12 protein-coding genes are annotated in these 18,901 nt (G+C 69.6%); 8 read left to right on the forward strand and 4 right to left on the reverse strand.

The genetic code is table 11. The features are described 5' to 3' along the window. Nucleotides 1-6 precede the first annotated feature (6 nt). Complete coding sequence (locus tag HUA74_RS23910) at nt 7-489, reverse strand: hypothetical protein (protein ID WP_174456396.1); 483 nt, start codon at nt 487-489, stop codon at nt 7-9. A 31-nt stretch (nt 490-520) separates the two neighbouring features. Next, nucleotides 521-2,041: a sigma-54-dependent Fis family transcriptional regulator gene (locus HUA74_RS23915; RefSeq protein WP_174456397.1), complete on the reverse strand. Its 1,521-nt coding sequence runs from the start codon at nt 2,039-2,041 to the stop codon at nt 521-523. Nucleotides 2,042-2,344: 303 nt separating this feature from the next. On the opposite strand from HUA74_RS23915, the gene HUA74_RS23920 reads away from it, so the two are divergent. Further along, nucleotides 2,345-3,811 (forward strand): hypothetical protein, encoded by a 1,467-nt coding sequence (locus tag HUA74_RS23920; RefSeq protein ID WP_217443553.1) that lies wholly within the window; start codon nt 2,345-2,347, stop codon nt 3,809-3,811. A gap of 6 nt (nt 3,812-3,817) precedes the next feature. Here HUA74_RS23920 and HUA74_RS46660 read toward each other — a convergent pair whose 3' ends face one another. Beyond that, nucleotides 3,818-7,108 carry a bifunctional serine/threonine-protein kinase/formylglycine-generating enzyme family protein gene (locus HUA74_RS46660; protein ID WP_174456398.1) on the reverse strand — a complete coding sequence of 1,097 codons (3,291 nt, stop codon included), beginning with the start codon at nt 7,106-7,108 and terminating at the stop codon, nt 3,818-3,820. Nucleotides 7,109-7,735: 627 nt separating this feature from the next. On the opposite strand from HUA74_RS46660, the gene HUA74_RS23930 reads away from it, so the two are divergent. From HUA74_RS23930 to HUA74_RS23960, 7 genes are all read left to right on the forward strand, one after another. Then, the gene (locus HUA74_RS23930; protein WP_174456399.1) at nt 7,736-9,607 is read left to right on the forward strand and encodes a glycoside hydrolase family 18 protein; all 1,872 of its coding nucleotides are present in this window, start codon (nt 7,736-7,738) and stop codon (nt 9,605-9,607) included. A 308-nt stretch (nt 9,608-9,915) separates the two neighbouring features. Continuing rightward, nucleotides 9,916-10,443: a fruiting body spore coat protein U gene (gene pru, locus HUA74_RS23935; RefSeq protein WP_174456400.1), complete on the forward strand. Its 528-nt coding sequence runs from the start codon at nt 9,916-9,918 to the stop codon at nt 10,441-10,443. An 18-nt stretch (nt 10,444-10,461) separates the two neighbouring features. Further along, nucleotides 10,462-11,241: a molecular chaperone gene (locus tag HUA74_RS23940; protein WP_174456401.1), complete on the forward strand. Its 780-nt coding sequence runs from the start codon at nt 10,462-10,464 to the stop codon at nt 11,239-11,241. Continuing rightward, entirely contained in the window at nt 11,238-13,571 is a 2,334-nt protein-coding gene (locus HUA74_RS23945) for a fimbria/pilus outer membrane usher protein (protein WP_174456402.1), read from the forward strand. Before HUA74_RS23940 ends, HUA74_RS23945 begins: the two co-directional genes overlap by 4 nt. Further along, nucleotides 13,555-14,019 (forward strand): spore coat U domain-containing protein, encoded by a 465-nt coding sequence (locus HUA74_RS23950; protein ID WP_174456403.1) that lies wholly within the window; start codon nt 13,555-13,557, stop codon nt 14,017-14,019. Before HUA74_RS23945 ends, HUA74_RS23950 begins: the two co-directional genes overlap by 17 nt. A gap of 146 nt (nt 14,020-14,165) precedes the next feature. After that, nucleotides 14,166-15,842, forward strand: a complete 1,677-nt coding sequence (locus HUA74_RS23955) for an isovaleryl-CoA dehydrogenase (RefSeq protein ID WP_174456404.1) — start codon at nt 14,166-14,168, stop codon at nt 15,840-15,842. A gap of 207 nt (nt 15,843-16,049) precedes the next feature. Continuing rightward, nucleotides 16,050-17,264 carry a PAS domain-containing sensor histidine kinase gene (locus HUA74_RS23960; protein WP_254625214.1) on the forward strand — a complete coding sequence of 405 codons (1,215 nt, stop codon included), beginning with the start codon at nt 16,050-16,052 and terminating at the stop codon, nt 17,262-17,264. Nucleotides 17,265-17,356: 92 nt separating this feature from the next. Here the strand turns inward: HUA74_RS23960 and HUA74_RS23965 are convergent, their stop codons facing one another. Next, nucleotides 17,357-18,769 (reverse strand): hypothetical protein, encoded by a 1,413-nt coding sequence (locus HUA74_RS23965; protein WP_174456406.1) that lies wholly within the window; start codon nt 18,767-18,769, stop codon nt 17,357-17,359. Nucleotides 18,770-18,901 lie beyond the last annotated feature (132 nt).

The raw sequence follows: 18,901 nt of genomic DNA on the forward strand, positions 1-18,901 counted from the left end.
GGCCTCTCACCCTTCTTCCTGCTCGTTCGACAGCACCTGGAGAAGCGCCGAGACAGAACGCATCACCTCATTGCCTCGAGAGGCCCCTTCCCGCCGCCGCTTCGACAAATCCGCGGCGAAGGGCCATTTGCCCCGACCATCCGAGTACGCGTCGAGGCTGCTGACCTGCTGGCTCGACAGGTATTTCTCCGTCAACAACAGGTAGCCGAACTGACCCGGCTGAGCATTCACGGCGGTGGAGGGTGCTCCGGGCCACACGTGCGAGGCATTGAAGAGGTCGACCTCCAACCCCACCAGGGTGGGGACGCCCGGCTCCATCGCCACCAGGTCGAACGTGAAGCGCCTCGGGTCCAGACTCTTCACCTGGACCTTGTACGCGCGATACCCCCAGCCGATGCCGTTCACCTCCGGCATCCACCAGAACTCCAGGTCCGCGGCGGAAGTCTGCGGCTTGATGGTCGACTGCCCGAAAAACGGCGTACTCGGCATGAGACACTCCAGGGGACTGCGGGTGAGACCTTCAACTTTCAGGCGACTGGGAATCCCTCGTCAGGCCGAATGCCTTCATCAAGTTGTAGATATGCTGACGGGTCAGGTCGAGCCGCTGCGCCACATCGGACACACACCAATCAGTGGCATCCAGTTCGCGGCGAAGCAGGTCTCGTTGAAAACGGCGGGTCGCCTCGTGGAAGGACACTGGCGCCATCCCCTGCGCCTCCATGCCCTCGAACAGGTGGCGTGGCTCCAGGAACGAGGCCGCCTCCGCGCTGGCGCGAATGAGCGCGGCCTCCAGCCGATGCCGGAGCTGTCTCACATTGCCCGGCCACTCCGCCAGCTCGCACGCCGCGAAACAGGCCGGTGAGGGTCGCAGGCGCGGCAACCCATTCTCCTCCGCCAACCGCTCCACCAACGCCTCCACCAGCGGGACAATGTCCTCTCGCCGCTCGGCGAGCGCCGGCATGCGCACCGACAAGACATTGAGGCGGTAGAACAGGTCCTCGCGGAAGCGCCGCTCACGGACCAACTGCTCCAGGTTGGCATTGCTCGCGGCCACCAGCCGGACATTCGCCTTGAACGCCTTGGGGCTGGCCAGCGGGAAGTACTGCCGCGACTGCAACAACTGGAGCAGCTTGGCCTGCGCGGCCAGGGGAATCTCCGCGATTTCATCGAGGAAGAGCGTCCCCCCTTCCGCCGCCTCCACCTTGCCGACCGTCCGCCGCGCTCCCGGGAAGGCTCCTGGGAAGGCACCGAAGAACTCACTCTCGAAGAGCCCCTCCGGCACGGCCGCGCAGTTGAGTTCCACGAAGGGCCCCAACCTGCGCTTGCTGTTGACGTGGAGCGCCTGCGCCAGCTGCGTCTTCCCCGTGCCGGACGGCCCCCCAATCATCACCGTCACATCCAGCGGCGCCGCGACGGCGAGCTGGGCGAACACATGCGCCAGCCCCGGACTCCTGCCGATGATGTCCTCCAGTTGGAAGCGCTCCCGGAAGGGGCGCGTCGGGTCCTCCTTGTCGCCCCCTCTCTGGAGCAGCGCCCGCTCGGACGCCGTGCCCAGGAAGTGGGCCACCGACTCCGCCAGCTGCACCAGCCCCTCCGAGAACGGCCCCGCGCCGCGCTTTCCCTCCAGATAGAGCACCCCCGGCAGTCGCCCACCCAGGGGTACACAGAGCACCGCCTCCAGGCGCTGCGCCTTGACGCTGGCCGAGCTGGCGAAGCGCGCATCCAGCAACGCATGCGCCGTGTGCACCGACTTGCCGGCCGCAATCGTCGAGGCGACGATTCCGCGCGACGTCAACGCCCGGATCTCCTCGCGCTCCAGCTCCGAGCAACCATGGAACAGCGACCACTCACGACGCGCCACGGAGCTTTCTCCATACAGCTCCAGGCCCGCGCGCTGGGCATCCGCCAGCTCGACCAGACAGGTCAGCACATCTTGAAGGGGTTGAAGGGGACTCGGCGCATCCAGGACTCGGAGCACCGCGAGATAGAGATCTCGCTCGCGGGCAAAGCGGGCCTCGAGGGTGACCATGTCTGTCAACATATCACCCAGTCGATGCACGGCAATGCTGGTGGGCCAGTCGGAGGTCATGGGCACCGGCAGACATTGCAGGGGGCGCGCCAGTCACACCGTGAGAGCGACACGCGGCGGAAGAGGTGTCGCGAACGTCAACGGGATTTGACAAGCAGGTCGCGCGTTGTCCAACACAGTGGACAAACACTCTCGACCCTTCCTTGGCCATACGTCTGCATCGTCCCGACCTTCGTCAAGGCATGGTGATTGCTCTGACAGGAACTCGGAGTCCACCTGTCCCCATGAGCAGGGGACCTTTCACCCGAGGAACCCATGTCACGACCCAAGAAGGTCCCTGTCTCGTCCTTGTCCCCGCGTCGTATGCCGGCGGAGCCCCCTGGCGGGCCACTTGACGGTCCGGCGGTCTTCTCGCCTGGGGAGCCCCACAACCTGCCCGCACTCGTCGAGGACGCGCGCGACGCGGCACTGATGGGAGAGCCCGGCCCCCGCGAGCCGTCGAACTACCAGGAGCTGTTCAGCCGCCTCTCCACCGCGCGCGACACGCTTCCCGGCGCGTATCGCGACACCTTCTATCAACCCCTCCTCAACAAGCTGGGTGAGATGGGGGCCACGCGCTTCGCCCAGTTGCTCCAACAGGACCCGAGGCGCACGGGCGTCGCGGGCCTCCTGCTCGACGCCACCCACGCCGTCCTCCAGAACGCGGAGCGCTATGAGTTCCTCGCCACGGATGCCTTCCAGGAGGTCGTCAGCGACCTCTTCGATGGCTTCCTCAGCGCGGAGAGTCGCCGGGGTGTCTCCCCGCCGGACCAGGGAATCCTGCCGCCGCTGGTGAAATGGGGCAGTCCTGACTCCGGTCCGTACACCTGGCCGGTGGATGCCACCTCGAGCGTGCTCGGGTTGATGGCGGGTGTGGTCAGCCTGCCGCCCGCGAATGCGCATCAGGGATTGCTGGCGTGGGCCGCGCTCCCGCACGAGGCCGCGGGGCACGACATCCTGGATGCCGACTCGGGGCTGTCGGCGGAGCTGTCCAACGCCGTCCATGACAAGCTCAAGGACACGTATCCCTCGCTCGCGACCTACTGGGCCGACCGCATCGACGAGACGGCGGCGGACGTCCTTGGCATCCTCAACATGGGCCCCACGTCGGGCATCGGGCTGCTGGGCTACTTCCGGGGCCTCAACGCCGCCTGGGGTGGTGGCCCGGTGCTGCGCCGCGACGGCCCGTCCGACGACTCCCACCCCGCGGACGTGCTGCGCGGGTACCTCGCCGCGGCCACCGTCGACAAGCTCCTGTTCACCAACCGGGCCCACTGGGCGGGATTCATCGAACGGGAGGTGGATGCGGATGTGAATGGGCAGCGCATCGTCGTCGAGGGCGTCTCCGTGAGCCGCGAGCTCGCGAAGCACTCCGCCGGGGCCGTCGCGGAGGTGCTCGTCACGCACCGCGCCGCCGCGCTGGAGGGGCATGCCCTGGGACAAATCCAGAACTGGCGCGACACGGACGAGGCGCGTGTCCAACGACTCGCGCGAGGACTGCTGCACGGACCTCCGGGCCTTCCCACGGACCTGATCGAAGGCACCTATGCAGCGCACCTCGTCGCCGCCGCCATGGTCTCCGGACTGACGCCCGGCGCGGACCTGAGCGCCCTCCAGTCCCGCATGCTGCGCCAGCTCAAGCAGATGCACGACGCCAATCCGGTGTGGAGTTCGCTGGTCGTCGCATACCGGGGCAACGCCGTGCCGCACCGCATCTACCGTCCCCAGCGCAGCGCCGTGTGAAAGCCGTCAGGGAGCAGGCACCCGCTCCACGCAGCGGGTGCCAATGCCGAACTCGAAGCGACGCGAAGGAAGGTGATTGGCCCAGAAGAGCCAGTGCTGCCGCGTCTCGGGCGGCGCGTCCCAGCGCCCACCCACCACCATGCGGAAGCCCGGGTAGTCACCTTCCGTGGCGATGGTCGCCGTCCACTCCGCCACGTTGCCCGCGAGGTCCATGATTCCATAAGGGCTGCGGTCCTCCGGGAACGAGCCCACGGGGGCGAGCGTGGCGAAGGCATCCTTCCCATACAGGTTGGCGGGCGGCACCGTCCGGTCGTCACCCCAGACAGTCCGACGACGGGGCGCGGGATTGGGCACCTCGCCCTTCGCGTCGAGGACTTCTCCTCCCCGCCCCGCCTTCGACCACTCGTCGTAGGTCGGCAACTCCTTGCCCATGAAGTGGCAATAGGCCTCCGCCACCCCGGCGTCGATTCCGGTGACGGGAATCCTCGGCAGGTTCGCCGGCTCATAGTCCGGATGGGCGGGGGCGGCCTCCCGCGCTCCGCCCATGAGCGGAAGGATTCGCTCCTGGAACAGCCGAAACTCCGCGTTGGTGGCCTCCGTCCTGTCCATCGCGAACGCGCCTATCTCGAAGCGCGCCTCCTCCTTCAGCGACAGCTCGGGCCTCCAGTATCCGCCCGCCGGGACGAGCACCTGCCCGGCCCGGGACGTGGCGCAGGTCGGCACCGGCAGCCGCAGCTCCTCTCGGCGGGCCCGCTGCGCGTAGCCGGGAAGTCGCAGGAGGCGTATCCGCGAAGGAGGACAGTCCCCTCGCTCCACGGTGAGCCACGCGGCCCGCGAGGGCGCCTCCACGCGCTCGCGCCAGGCTCCCTGCTCATCCACCCGTCCCTCGGGAGGTGCCCCCTTCATGGGCAGCTCGTCCGGCCGTGCCTCCGGGCTCAGCTCCAGCGCCCACCGCACGGGCGCGGTGACGGGCGCACGGGTCCACGTCAGGGTGCGCGCATCGAAGTCGAAGAACTCCAGCACCAGGTCGAAGTCCCCCATGTCCGCGGCCATGAGCCGCATCTCCCGCTGCTGGCGCGCGGTCTCCTGCTGGTTCTGCTGGAACGCGAACACCACCGACGTGCCCACCCCGGTGGCGAGCACGAGCAGCAGCACCACCACGGCAATCCCCACCCGGCGCCGCTGGACGTGCCCCTGCTCCCGCTTGCGCCCTGCGTCAAGGAACGCGCGCGAGCGGCTGGCGAGCGGCACCTTCCAGTCCGCCACCCGCCGCAGCACCTGCCCCAGCGCATCACCGCCCCACGTCTCCTCGTCCCGGCGTCCGCGCCGATGCCACAGCTCCGCGGCCTGGTCGATTTCCGTGACGAGCAGGTGCTCATCACGAGACTCCTGCCGCCAGCGCGCCAGCTCCGGCCACGCCGTGGCCAGGGCCTCGTGCGCCAGCTCCACCAGCGCCCCGTCATTGCGCACGTCGCGGGAGGCGACCACCAGCCGGTGCGCGAGCAACGAGTCGAGCACCCTCCCCGCGCCCACGCCCAGCTCCTCCAACAACTCCTCGCGCACCCGAGGGCGTCGGGTCCCCTCGGGCGTGAGCAATTGAAGCAGGAGGAGTCGAACCGTGTGGATGTCATCCGCCGGGAGCTGTCCCAGCAATTGACGTCCCTGCGCCGCCAGGGCCCCCGCCACGCCGCCCAGCTCCTCGTACACGGCCGCGCGCAGCAGACGCCGCTCCTTGTCCCTGCGCTCCCACAGCGCCGAACAGGTGGCCTGCAAGAGCGGCAGGCCCGCGGGCTGGGCACGGACATCCGCGACGATGCGCTCGACCAGCCCGGGCTCGTCCGTGGCATGGCCCGCGCGACGCAAGGGACCAGTGAGGGCCTCCACCAGCGCCGAGGGCGACAACGGCCCCACCACGAACGCGTTGCCGAGAAAGGCCCCCAGGTGTTCCACCCGGGCGAACTGCCCCAGGTAGTCATCACGCAGCACCACCAGCACGCGCCACCCGATGCCCGCGGACGCCACCGCGAACAGGCACCGCGCCAGGGCCATCGCCTCCTCCGCCGCCCCCAGGGTGAAGACCTCCTCGAACGCATCCACCAACAACAGCGCGGGCGCCGGAGCGCGCGCCCGCAGCAACTCCACGATGGCCCCAGGGGTCAGGACCAGCGTCCGCGCGACTCCCGCGTCCAGCGACAGGACCTCCGTCAACCGATGGAGGGGACGCGGGCCAGGACGAAAGGCGACCACCTCCCAGCTCGCCATCTGCCGCAGTCGCGGCACCAGGCCCGCATGCACGAGCGAGCTCTTGCCGATACCCGAAGGGCCCGTCAGCACCACCGGAGCCGCCTGCCGCAGCCGCTCGACGAGCGCCGCCACCTCCGCCTCCCGGCCCGAGAAGTCCTCCGCGTCTCCCTCCGTGAAGGCCCGCAGCCCCCGGAACGGATGCCGCTCGGGGTCTGCCTCCAGCTGCCTCCGGGCCGGCTCCAGCAGGTCCGTCAGCGCTCTCGCCAGCGACTCCGCCGTCGGCCGGGCCTCCGGCGCCAGCGAGAGACAGTCCTTCACGAGCGCCGCTCCGGCGAGCTCCGGCGTCGGGCCCGGGAGCGGGCGCGGCGTGAAGGCGAACACGGGGAGACTCGCGTCGTCCACCGGGCGGCGGCCATCCAGCAGCTCGTGGAGAATCACTCCCAGCGACCAGAGGTCCATCGCCGGCGCGGGCGGGGTTCCCCTCCAGCGCTCGGGCGACATGTACGCGGGGGTTCCGGACGCCGCGCCCGCGGAGGTGCCCGCGTGACGGGCGAGCCCGAAGTCGACCACGCGCAGCCGCCCGTCCCTCGGCAGGAGGATGTTCTCCGGCTTGAGGTCCGCGTGGACGATGCCATGACGGTGCGCCTCCGCGAGCGCGTCCGCGATGGCGCGCCCCACGCGCAGCACCTCCCCCGGCGACATCCGCTCCCGAGACATCCGCTCGCGCAACGTCTCGCCCTCCAGGTACTCCAAGGCCAGAAAGGGTTGGCCCTGATACACACCCGCCGCGTGCACGGTGACGATGTGGGGGTGGTTGAAGCGGGCCGTGGTGCGCGCCTCTTCCAGGAGCCGCTCCGCGCTCTGGGGCCCCAGCAGCTCCGGCCGCAGGAACTTGAGCGCGATGTGTCGCCCCAGCGCCAGGTCCTGCGCGAGATACACCCTGCCCGAAGCGCCCTCGCCGAGCAGCTTCAGCACGCGAAAGCCTTCCACGAGCGAGCCCGAGGCGAGCGGCTCCTCCGCCTCCAGCAGCCTGCCCGGGGCCAGCTTGCTCATCTCGAACCACCCCCAGCCGCCATGACAGCCGCATCCGAGCCCGCACGCCTCCACCGCGACTCGCCTGGGATGTTAGGGCCAATCCACCAGGACGCGCCACGGCTCCACGTGAAGCAGGTCAGCCCCTCCGGACGCCCTCGCACCCATCCGGCTCAATCCCAGACACAGGGTCCGCCAGGACCGTGGCCGACGGGCGCCCAACCCCTGGGGCTCGATACACCCGAGACAGCCCTGACACCCCGCCTCCAGAAGCCCCCGCGCGGAGCGGACGTGCGCGAGCCGCGGGGGCCGCCCGCGCAGGTCCAGCCGTCCATGCAGCTGGAGCGCGGGTACCGGAGCCCGCCGGGCTGCCCCGTCATCGCCCTGCTTGTGCCCCGGCTCCTCGTACCCGGAGCCCTCGTACCGAGACGCTTCTGAGCATGTAAGGGATTGGTACTAGTCCTTTCCTCCAATTCCCTTGCGCAGTGTCTCCTCGCGAGCCCCCTCGGGGACAGGCGGGCGTTGCTGACACGGGCTGCTCACCCCAGCTTGCCGCGTGGCCCGTCCATCCCGGACAGGCTTCGAGCCCCGGACTTCCGCCACGCCTTGCGCGAGCGCGGTGCCCGGCCGGTCTCGAGAGGAGCACACATGAAGAGGTGGGTGGGTTGGGTATCCTTGGGGATGGCCTTGCTGTGGGCCTGGGGCGCGAGCGCGACGGAGCAGGAGCCACAAGCCCCCGCGAACTCCGACACGTTCGCCACGAACTGGATCTACCGCGATGCCATGGAGTCGCCCTGGTTCGACTACTCCTGGGCGACGCATTCACTCAGGGCCACCTCGCCCGTCGCGGAGGGGCAGTATTCCATCTCCGCGACGATGCGCAGCGAGGAGGCCCTGTACTTCTACACGTCGCCGCACGTCGCCGACGCGGGAGCCACCTTCGTCCTGCGCGTCCACGGAGGCACGGCGGGGACGGGCGCGGTGGTGCGCGTCAGGGCCTACGCCGACGACACGCTGACGACCGGCACGGAGCTGGGGCCGCGCTGCACCGGGGGACGCATCCTGGCCAACACCTGGGTGACGTGCACCGTGCCGTTCTCCGCCCTCGTCACCCCGGGTGCGCGAATCAAGGGACTCGTGCTCCAGGAAGGGCGCGGGGTGACGCTGCCCACGCTCTACTTCGACTCGCTGCGCGCGGAGGGACTGCGCATCCCGTCCCCCGTGGTGGTCTCCCTCAACCCCGCCTCCCTCTCGATGACGGCCGGAACCTCCCGGACCTTCATCGCCACGGTGACGGGGAGCACGAACACGGCGGTGACCTGGTCCGTCCTCGAGGGCGCGGCGGGCGGCTCCATCACCACCTCGGGCCGCTACACCGCGCCCAGGACGCCAGGCACGTACCACGTGGTGGCCACCAGCGTCGCGGACCCCACGCAGTCCGCGTCGGCTCCCGTCAGGGTCACCCCCGCACCGGCCAGCGGGCTCTGGGTGTCGGGCTACTACACCGGCTGGAACGCGGACCTCTATCCTCCGGAGAAGGTCGACTTCAGCGCGATGACCCACATCGTGGTCGGCCGCGTCACTCCCAATCCCGACGGCACGGTGAACACCCAGTTCGACAATGACAACGGCCCCGCCATCGCCCGCACCCTCTCCACGCGGGCCCACGCGGCCAACCGCAAGGCCATCATCATGGTGGGAGGCTCCGGCGAGCATGACGGCTGGGTGGGCGCCGCCTCCAATGCCAACCGCGCCCGCTTCGTGAGCAACCTCCTGGCCGCCATGGACAGCTTTGGCTACGACGGCCTGGATATCGACTGGGAGCCGGTGGAGGCCGCCGACAAGCCCTTCCTGCTCGCGCTGGTGCGAGAGCTGCGAACGGCCCGTCCCGGCATGCTCCTCACCTTCCCCATCAACTGGATCAACTCCAACTTCCCCGAGGACGCCGACCCGTGGTTCCTAAACCTGGTGCCCTACCTGGACCAGATAAACGTCATGTCCTACGAGATGACGGGGCCGTGGGGCGGGTGGACCTCCTGGTACTCCTCCGCCCTGACGGGAGAGTCGGGCACCCACCCCACCTCGGTGGCGTCCAGCCTGAATGCCTGGGTGGCCGCGGGAATCCCGAAGGCGAAGCTGGGCATGGGGTTGCCCTTCTATGGAATGGCCTGGCGCAACATCACCGGCCCGTATCAGCCCTACACGGACTGGTCCGACTACGTGGGCAGTGACAATGACTTCACCTACGGGCGCATCCTCGCGTTGACCGCCACGGGTGGGGTGTACCACTGGGACTCCGTGGCGCAGTCCAGCTACGTCACCTTCGCCACGCCCGTGGTGGATGGCACCGTGCGCTGGATTTCCTATGACTCGCCGCAAGCGATTGCCGCCAAGGGCGCCTATGCGCGCGCCAACGGCTTCGGCGGCACCATCATCTGGACCCTCAACCAGGGCTGCACCAACCCCGTGACGGGAGCCAACCCTCCGCTCGACGCGGTGAAGGGCGCCTTCCTCCCCTAGCCCAGGGAAACGCACCACCCTGAGTGGGTAGCCGACAGCCTCCTCGGCCCCGCACCGGAGACCTCCCCTCGGCCCAGGCCCTGTTGCCCGCTGGACCGAGGGGATGCCCTCCATGGACAGGTGAGCGCCTCGCAGTGGATGCCCCGGCTGGCGCGGCTCCGGGTCTGCCACCCAGCACACGCATCAAGCGTGCGGTGAGCGGGGGCCACCAGTCTGGCCGCCTTGGCGCCCACGAGGTTGGCGCCCAGTCTGCAATGGCCAGACGCCAACCGGGATGCACCGGTCTTCTCGCAGCTGGAGCTGTCCACATGAAAACCCTGAAGAGTGCCATTGCCGCGACCGCCGTCGCGGCCTCCCTCGCCGTCGCGTCTCCCGCAGACGCGGCCACCGCCACCGCCAACCTGACGGTGACGGCCACGGTGAACTCCGCGTGCAGCATCAACTCCGGCTCGCTCAACTTCGGCAACTACGACCCGGTGCTCCTCAACGGCAGCGCGGGCGTGGACCTTCTCGGCACCGGGACGCTGACGGTGCAGTGCACCCTGCTGAGCACCGCGGTCGTCACGCTGGGCCAGGGCGCGCACGCCAACACGGGCTCCACGGATGCGGTGCCGCTGCGCCGGATGCTGCACACGACGTCCACCGACTACCTGTCCTATTCGCTGTACCAGGACCTGACGCGACTGGTGGTCTGGGGCAACACGCCCGGCACGGGCCTGCCGTACATCGGCACGGGGCTGTCCACGCCGGTGACGGTCTTCGGCACCGTGCCCAGGGGACAGAACGTTCCCTCCGGCACCTACAACGACACCGTCGTCGCCACCATCACCTTCTAACGGAAAGACCTCCCTCTCATGCGCCTCCGTCCTTCCGCCTGGTCCCGATGTCTGGGATTGATGGCCGTCCTGAGCGGGGTCCTTCCCGGGGCGGGACACGCCGCGTCGCTCGAGGTCAATCCCGTCCGGCTCGAGCTGGAGACCGGAGCCCGGGGCGTGGTGGTCACCGTGAGAAACCAGGGCACGGAGACCACGCGCTTCCAGGCCTCGGTCCACACCTGGGTCCAGGATGAAGAAGGGCGCATGACGTTGGAGCCGACGCGGGAGCTGTTCTTCTTCCCGTCGATGCTGACGCTGGAGCCGGGGGAATCCCGCCCCATCCGGGTGGGCATTTCCTCGGCGCCGCGAGACACGGAGCGCTCCTTCCGACTCATCGTCGAGGAGCTGCCTCCGCTCGCGCCGGTGCAGCCCTCCATGGGCCTGAAGATTCTCACCCGCGTCTCCCTCCCCGTGTTCGTCGCGCCCAGGAACAAGGATGTCCAGGGCCGCGTCGAGGACGTGGACCTGCGCCAGTCCCGGTTCCACTTCCGCGTGAGGAACCCGGGCACGGTGAACTTCTTCATCCGTCAGACGCGGGTGCGCGGCCTGGATGCCCAGGGCCAGCGACTGGTGGAGAAGGACCAGGTGGGCTGGTACGTGCTGCCGGGCGGCTCGCAGGTGTTCGCGCTCGACACCTCCGCCGAGCACTGCCAGCGGATCCGCTCGCTGGAAGTGGAGGTGGAGACGGACCGGGGCGTGTTCCGCCACAGCGCCCCCGTCACCGCCGCCGCGCCCTGTGGACCCACGCCGTCGCCATGAGCCGATTTCAGAAGTCGGCGGCCCGGGGCGCGCTGGCCCTGGCGCTGGCGTGCGCCTTCAGCCTGGTGCCCTGGCGCGCGTCCTCGGACGAGCCCGAGCGCGTGGTTCCCATCGTGGTGGAGTTCACGCTGAACGGCGTCCCCCGAGGTGACGTCTTCCCGCTGGTGAGAGGCACGGACGTGCTGCTGCCCGCGGCCACACTGGAGGCGAACGGGGTCGACCTGACGCGGCTGGGGGCGCGCCTCGAGCGCATCGAGGGTCAGGATTATGTCTCGCTGCAATCCCTGGCACCCCGGGGCCGGTTCGAACTCGACGAGCGCACCACCTCCCTGCACTGCGAGCTGCCTTCCACCGCCTTCGTGCCGACGCGCATCGACCTGGGCACCGCGCCCCCCGAAGGCTACGCCGTCACCGGCAGCCCGAGCGGGTTCATCAACTACGCCGCGCACCTGCGCAACACGCGGCTGGCGCTGTTCGGCGAGGTCGGCGCGTCGGTGGGCCGGGGCCTGTTGACCACCCAGGGGCGGTGGAGTCCTGGCACGACACCGCTGCGCGGACTGACCCAGCTGTCGGTGGATTTTCCGGAGGTCATGGTGCGCGCCCTCGCGGGTGAGGCCACCGGCCTGGGCGGCGTGCTCGGCGGAGGCGCGGTGGTGGCGGGCCTGCACGTCATGCGCTCCTTCGAGCTCAACCCCTACTTCGTGCGCAACCCCGTGCAGGACCTCGCGGGCGACGTCACCACGCCCTCCACGCTGGAGGTCTACGTCAACAACCGGCTGGTGCGCCGCACCGAGCTGCCACCAGGCCCCTACCGGCTGGAGAACCTCACCGTGCCCCGGGGCGAAGGCACCGCGCGCTACGTGGTGCGCGACGCCTTCGGACGCGTCAGCGAGGTGGATGCGTCGTACTCGCTGGGCGCGCAATTGCTGTCGCCCGGCGTGGCGGACTACCACCTGTCGCTGGGCGTCGAGCGGGAGTCGCCCGGCACGCGCAGCTTCGACTACGGACGACCGCTGCTGCTGGGCACCTTCCGCATGGGCGTGACGCCCTGGCTGACGCCGGGCGTGCGGCTGGAGCTGTCACCGGACCTCTTGAGCACCGGAGCGGTGCAGTGGTTCCAGCTGCCGCTCGGAGAGCTGGAGGTGTCCCAGGCCGTGAGTCGCTCCGAGCGACACACCGGCGTGGCGGCCGGCGCGGCCTGGTCCGTCCAGGGGCGGTGGCTGGGAGGCTCCGTCTTCGGCCGGGCGATGAGCGCGCGTTATGCGCACAGCAGCCTCGCCCCGGACGCGGCGCACCCGTTGGTGGAGTCGGGGGGCAACCTCTTCGTCGCGCTGGGCCGTCGGGTGAGCGTGGGCGGACAGGCGCTGGTGACGCGCTGGAGGACACGCGGCTGGTCCACCTGGTTGAGCGCGTCCACCTCCGCGCAATTGACCGAGCGGACCCTGATTTCGTTCTCCGCCAGCCGAGGCCAGTTGCTCCTGGGCCCCTCCACGCTGGAAGGCATGGTGTCCCTGAACGCCATCCTCGACCCGAGGACGACGGGCTCGCTGGGCCACACCCAGAACCGGGGAGGCGGCATCACCTCGGTGGATGTCTCGCGCGGTGTCCCCGTGGAAGGCGGACTGGGCTTCCAGGTCCAGGGACAGACGGGCCTTCACCACCAGGCCCTCGGCCGCGTCGACTACGAGACGAACGTGGGCCGCGCCTCGGGTGGCCTGGAGTGGCGCCAGGGCGTGCTGGTGGCCGCGGCCGAGGTCTCCGGTGGACTCGTAGCGCTCGGGGGCCGCGTTCGCCCCACCCGCGCGGTGGACCAGGGGTATGCGCTGGTGCGCGTGGAGGGCGTGGAGGGCATCGGCGTGAGGCTCGACAACCACCTCATCGGCCGGACGGACTCGCGCGGTGAGCTGATGGTGACGCGGCTCCAGTCCTACGGGGCCAACCGACTGTCGCTGACGGACGAGGACCTGCCGCTGGAGGTCTATCTCAGGACGACGCAGAAGCTGGTGGCGCCGTGGCGGCGCGGCGGCGTGGTGCTCGACTTCCAGGTGGACAGGGTGCGCGCGTTCCGAGGCCGGCTGGTGCTCGCCGACGACACGGCCCGGAGGACACCCGCGCATGGCGAGCTTCAAGTCGACGTCGCGGGTGCGCGCGTCAGCTCGCCGGTGGGCAGGAATGGCGAGTTCGAGCTGGTGGACCTCCCCGCCGGCAAACACACGGCCACCGTCATCTACCCCGGGGGACGTTGCGCCGCGACGCTGGACGTCCCATCCCTGGCGGGCGAGGTCATCGACCTGGGAACGGTGAGGTGCGTGGATGAGGATGCGCGGTGACCTGGCGCTCATGCTTGCGGGCCTGTGCGGGCTGCTCTCCGCGAGCGCCCGGGCTTCGTGTGAGATTCGCAACGTCGTGGGCCTGCGCTTCCTCAACTACACCCCCACCTCCACGCTGCCGCTCGACACCACGGGGAGCATCACCTTCCGGTGCAGCCTCATCCAGCTCACCCCTGTCACCATCGACCTGAGCCAGGGTGGCTCCAACAACTACGCGTTCCGGCGCATGCAGGGCCCGTCCTCCAGAACCCTCGTCTACAACCTCTACCTGGACGCCACCCGCCTGAGCATCTGGGGCAATGGACTGTCCGGCACGTCCCGCTATGGGCCGGTCCTCCCCTTGCTGGGCCAGGACATCACCGTCCCCATCCATGGCCGCGTCCCCGCCCAGCAGAGCGTGCCGGCGGGCAGCTACTCCGACACGCTGGTGGTGACAGTGACCTTCTGACCCGCGAGCGGCGCTCCATGGCCCCGTGCTCACGCGGGCGCGTGAGTTCCCCCCGAACGGCTGGGACGCAGGGCATGCGCCCGGGGAGGCGCTCCGGCGCGGACGTTGCGCTCGCGGAGCCTGGGCCGCTCGCCTATCCTCGCACCATGAGTTCTTCCGACCCCATCGCGACGACCTTCGTCACCCATGAAGTCACCAATCAGGCGCCCCCCCTGGTGTACGACGCCTGGAAGACAGACCTCCCGCTGCGCGAGGCCGTGGCACGCGAGGGCGGGGGCTGGGCGGAGGCGGACATCGCGAAGTACGGCCCGCTCGCGGGCGGCGAATTGATGCAACTGGGCTTCACCGCCAACGAGAACAAGCCGAAGTTCAAGCCCTTCGACCGCTATGGCAACCGGCTGGACGAGGTGGAGTTCCATCCGGCCTACCACCGCATCATGGAGGCGGCCGTCGCCCACGGCATCCCCAACTTCGCGTGGCGACACGAGAAGACGGTCGGTGCCCACGTCGCGCGGATGGCGCTCTCCTATCTGCACAACCAGGCCGACCAGGGGACCAGCTGTCCGCTGACGATGACGTACGCGTGCGTGCCCACGTTCCGGGCACACGCGGGGCTCGCGGAGAAGTGGCTGCCGCTCGTCACGTCCACCACGTACGACTCGCGCTTCCAGCCCTCCGAGCAGAAGAAGGGCGTCACCATCGGCATGGGCATGACGGAGAAGCAGGGCGGCTCCGACGTGCGCAGCAACAGCACGCGCGCGCACCAACTGGGCGCGAAGGGGCCGGGCAATCCCTACGCGCTCGTGGGGCACAAGTTCTTCTTCTCCGCGCCCATGAGCGACGCCTTCTTCGTCCTGGCCCAGGCCGAGGGCGGCCTGTCGTGCTTCCTGCTGCCTCGCTTCACGCCGGAGGGCACGCGCAACGCCATCCGCATCCAGCGGCTCAAGGACAAGCTGGGCGACTGGAGCAACGCCAGCTCGGAGGTGGAGTTCCAGGGCGCGGTGGCCTTCATGGTCGGCGAGGAAGGCCGGGGCGTGGCGACCATCCTGGAGATGGTGGCCCTCACGCGGCAGGACTGCATGATTGGCTCCAGCAGCCTGATGCGTCAGGCGCTCGTGCAGGCCATCCACCACGCGCGGCACCGCAAGGCGTTCGGCCGGCGGCTCATCGAACAGCCGCTGATGATGAACGTGCTCGCGGACCTGGCGCTCGAGTCGGAGGCCCACACCGTGCTGACGGCGCGCGTGTCCCGCGCCGTGGACGCAAGCCACCGCGACGAGCGCGAGGCCGCCTTCGCGCGCATGGCCACCGCCGTGGGCAAGTACTGGGTGTGCAAGCGCGCCCCCTCCTTCGTCAACGAGGCGCAGGAGTGCCTGGGCGGCGCCGGCTACGTCGAGGAGTCCAACCTGGCGCGGCTGTACCGGCAGGCGCCCCTGAACTCCATCTGGGAGGGCAGCGGCAACATCCAGTGCCTGGACGTGCTGCGCGCGGCCACCCGAGAGCCCGCCAGCCGCGAGGCCCTGTTCCAGGAGCTGATGGCGGCCCAGGGCGGCCACCCCGCGCTCGACGCGGAGCTGGCGCGCATCGCCAAGGACTTCTCGGACACCGCCACGCTGGAGACGCGCTCGCGCTTCGTCGTGGAGCGGCTCGCCCTGGCGCTCCAGGCCTCCCTGCTGCTGCGCGCCGGCAACAGCCAGGTCGCCGATGCCTTCTGCGAGTCCCGGCTCGGAGGCGCGCACGGCAACTGCTTCGGGACCCTGCCCGCCCACGCCCCGATGAAGGCCCTCATCGAGCGAGCCTTCAGCGAAGGCGCCGTGAGCTGACCTGGGCGACGCGCGCGCCCTCTGGAAGTCAGGCCCCCTGCCTGCCCGTACGCCCTGTCCCGGCCCACACCGCCGGGCAGGGAGGCTTCCGCCCCGCCCATCGCCACTGGGGGAAGGTGGCGCCTTCGTCTACTGGACGAAAGGGTGAGACAGCCGCTTGCATGGCGACAATTGCGTGTTCTCCTAGGTGGCTGGAAGCGGGGCACCTTGGGCGACAACCACGACCACCTTCTGAACTCCGGTAACGGAGCCATCACCTACTCGAGAGGTGAACACTCCCGTCGGGACACGGAGGACCAGCTCCGTCTGCTCATCTCCAGCGTCACGGACTACGCCATCCTGACGCTGGACGTGCGCGGCCACATCGCGAGTTGGAACCTGGGGGCGGAGCGCATCAAGGGCTACCTGGCCGAGGAAATCCTGGGCCAGCACTTCAGCCGCTTCTACCCGCCCGAGGACGTCGCCTGGGGCAAGCCCGAGTGGGAGCTGGAGTCCGCCATCCGGCTGGGCCGGTTCGAGGACGAGGGCTGGCGCATCCGCAAGGACGGGACGCGGTTCTGGGCCAACGTCGTCATCACCGCCCTCTTCGACGAGACGGGCGAGCTGCGCGGCTTCGGCAAGGTGACGCGGGACTTCACCCAGCGCAAGCACGCCGAGGAGACGCGAGAGATGGAGCGGCTGCGCGAGGCCCTGCACGCCCGCGACGAGTTCCTGTCCGTGGCCTCACACGAGCTGAAGACGCCGCTCACGCCCCTCCAGCTGAAGCTGTCCGCCATGCGCCGCACCGCCGAGAGCAACCCCGAGGCGCTCGTGGCGGACGGACGACTCGCCCGGGAGCTCGCCGCGGCGAGCGGTCAGGTGCGCAAGCTCGCCGACCTCATCGATGACCTGCTGGATGTGTCGCGCATCAACGTGGGCAGGCTCCCGCTGGAGCCGGCGCGCATGGACCTGTCCGCCCTGGTGCGGGATGTCACCACGCGCTACGAGGCCCAGGCCGCCGCCGCGGGGTGTCGCCTGGAGCTCGACGTCCCCACCAGCCTGGAGGGGATGTGGGACCGGCGGCGGATGGACCAGGCCGTGACGAACCTGGTCACCAACGCCATCAAGTACGGCGCGGGCAAGCCCATCCGTCTGAGCCTGAGCGCCGACGACACCACCGTGGTGCTCACCGTGCAGGACGAGGGCATTGGCATCGCCCCCACGCAGCAGCACCGCATCTTCGAGCGCTTCGTGCGCGCCGTCTCCGAGCGCAACTACGGCGGCATGGGACTGGGCCTCTTCATCACCCACCAGATTGTCGAGGCCCATGGCGGGAGCATCCAGGTAGAGAGTCAGCTGGGGCGCGGCTCGACCTTCACCCTCCGGATTCCCATGAAGAGACTGCCGACGACGGGCGGCCCGGGGATGAGCACCCGCGCCTGAGTGGTGAGCGCGTCTTCCCGCGACACCAAGGCCCCGACGCGCCAGCCCTCGGTCGAGGCTGGCGCCGGAGACGGGCATGAAGGCGGGGCCTGCTACTGGAAGCTCACCTTGCCGTCGCGCTGGTAGCAGACGTGGGGCGTGCTGTCCGTCGGGCGGACCGCCACGCTCGGACGTGAGCCCTCCTGCACCGTGCCCAGCTGGGTATAGGTCCAGAAGCCCCGCGCATCCGGGGTGATGAGCTCCAGCTTCGTCCCATGGCGCTGGGCGATGAAGACCTTGCCTCCGCCGTAGGTCATGTCGTTCGAGTCGTTCTCGAAGTCGACCGGCGAGGTGGCCAGGGTGCTGGACGTGATGGGCGACTTCACCGTGATGTCCTGCAGAGCGCTCCTCGCGCCGTCGACGCCGCCGCTGGACAGGAGCAGCAGGTGCTGGCTCGGCCCCCAGACCGCGGAGAGCCACAACGTGTTCTCCAGCGTCACACCGTCCAGACGGGTGCGGTCGGTGGCCGCGCCGGGCCTCACGCTCACGTAGGTATCCGAGCTGGAGTTCGCATTGGACGGGATGTACAGCGCGCCCGAGGCGTCGAAGTTGACGTCGCCCATGAGGATCGACATGTTGTGCTGCGCGATGCCCCAGGTGCCCGGCGCCGTCCGGGTGGCGACGCGGACTCCCGTCCCGGCCGAGCCATCGCTGAAGACGACGGTGGGCTGCAGGCCCTGGTTGGGATTGAGCGCGACACTCACCCGCGTATAGGACGTGCGGTTGGTGGGCTCGACTTCCTCGCGGACCCAGCTGCCATTGACGCGCGTGGCATAGTTCATCCGCCAGTTGGCCGCCGTCGTGCCGGGCAGGCCCGGCCCCTTGAGATAGACGACGTGCGGCGTCCCGCTCGCCACGTCCAGCGTCAGGGCGATGTTCCAGTTCAACACGTAGGTGCCGCCGTTGTTGAAGCCCGGGCCATCAATCTGCTCCGTCGTCCACGTCGTACCGTCCCAGGTCGCGTACCACAGCCCCCGGTGGGTCTCGTTCGTGTAGACGAGGTGCCCCTTGCCGGCGTTGTCGAAGGCCAGCTCGCAGAGCACCCCCGTCACGTCCGGACCCGCGTCCACCCCCGTCACCGGGACGACGACGGCGGAGGCCACCACGCTGAAGTTGAACGAGCCCTCGGCCGTCTTCCCCGACTCCGTCTCCACGGAGACGGACAGGGACGCCGTCCCCTCCTTCGGCAGCGTCCACGTGACGCGCTCGGCTTCGGCCGCGACGACGCCGGCGTTGGCGCTCCAGCGCACGGCCTTGAAGACCTCACCGGCGGCGGTGACCTTGAAGCGCTCCTGCGTCCCCTCGACATAGGGGCCCTCGCCCGTCTCGCGCTCGATGAGCAGCACCACCGTTCCGGTGCCGTGCGAGTCGATGACCTCCGCCTTCTTCTGCTCGCTGTCACACGCGGCGAACAGCGTCGTGCTGCCCACCAGGAGAATCCACGAAACCACCAGCTTCTTCAGCATGACCCGTACTCCCCGTCGATGAGGTCCGACGAACCCCTGCCCGTCGGACCGGAGCCGTACTCGCTCCATGCAACGCATCAACGAGACGGCCTCACGGAAGTCTTATGAAAAGCGAGACATGCCGAAAGAAAG

This window comes from Myxococcus sp. CA051A (assembly GCF_013336705.1).
Lineage (GTDB): Bacteria > Myxococcota > Myxococcia > Myxococcales > Myxococcaceae > Myxococcus > Myxococcus llanfairpwllgwyngyllgogerychwyrndrobwllllantysiliogogogochensis.